Annotated in this window: 1 protein-coding gene; it reads left to right on the top strand. The window is 37.2% G+C overall.

The genetic code is table 11. From position 1 onward, the window contains the following. Positions 1-111: 111 nt before the first annotated feature. On the top strand, positions 112-1,080 hold the full coding sequence (locus IRT38_RS04050) for an IS30 family transposase (RefSeq protein WP_228761473.1): 969 nt from the start codon (positions 112-114) through the stop codon (positions 1,078-1,080). Positions 1,081-1,087 lie beyond the last annotated feature (7 nt).

Here is a 1,087-nt window from a genome sequence, read left to right as displayed (position 1 = left end):
GGCAGAGTAAAACTTGAAGTGCGACATAAACCACCTAATTAATTTAAAGGGTTTATGGAGTATATAAAATTGTCATACCATCATCTTAACTTTGAAGATCGTACTGCATTAATGCTTGAGTCAAGAAAAGAAGGCTTTTCACCCAGAAAATTTGCTGAACTTATTAAAAGACATCCTAGTACGATCTATCGTGAACTTAAAAGAAATAGCATCAATGACGTTTATCAAGCTCGATATGCTTCTGATAACACCTTCGCTAGACGTAGACGTGGTCACAGAAAACTCAAAATCGACTCAATTCTCTGGAGATTTATTGTTGAAGCGATCCGTTGTTTATGGTCTCCTCAGCAAATATCGAAGCGTTTAAAGACATTTCCTGATTTGGATCAAACAATGAATGTAAGCCATACAACGATTTACTCAACTATACGAGCATTACCAAAGGGTGAGTTGAAAAAAGACTTATTATCCTGTCTGCGTCATGAAAATAAAAAGCGAAAAGCTAACGGTGAACCTAAAAAAGATTCTATATTACAGGATATTAAAACTATTCATGAGCGCCCAGCCGAAGTTCAAGAAAGAAAAATACCGGGTCATTGGGAGGCCGATTTAATTAAAGGTAAAGACAATAAAAGTTCGATAGCAACACTTATTGAACGAAATACACGGCTCTGTATCTTGGCAACATTACCTGATGCAAAGGCAGAATCAGTGCGCAAGGCTTTAACTGAAGCTCTGAAATATTTACCTGCAGAACTGCGTAAAACGTTGACCTATGACCGTGGACGTGAGATGTCAGAACATAAAATACTCGAAGAAGATTTAGGCATAGATGTATATTTCTGTGACCCACATTCACCATGGCAAAAAGGCACATGCGAAAATATGAATGGTTTAATTAGGCAATATTTACCTAAAGGAATTGATTTAAATCAGGCAGATCAGCATTATTTAAATCAAGTTGCCATGTCACTGAATACTCGTCCTAGAAAAGCGTTAGATTGGCTTACACCATTAGAGAAGTTTGCTCAGCTTGTTGATTATCATAAGGCTTTTGAAACTGTCGCACCTCATGTTTGAATTCGCC

This window comes from Acinetobacter sp. SK-43, from assembly GCF_015351505.1.
In the GTDB taxonomy this organism is placed as follows: domain Bacteria; phylum Pseudomonadota; class Gammaproteobacteria; order Pseudomonadales; family Moraxellaceae; genus Acinetobacter; species Acinetobacter junii.
This window is presented reverse-complemented; position numbering and strand designations above follow the sequence as displayed.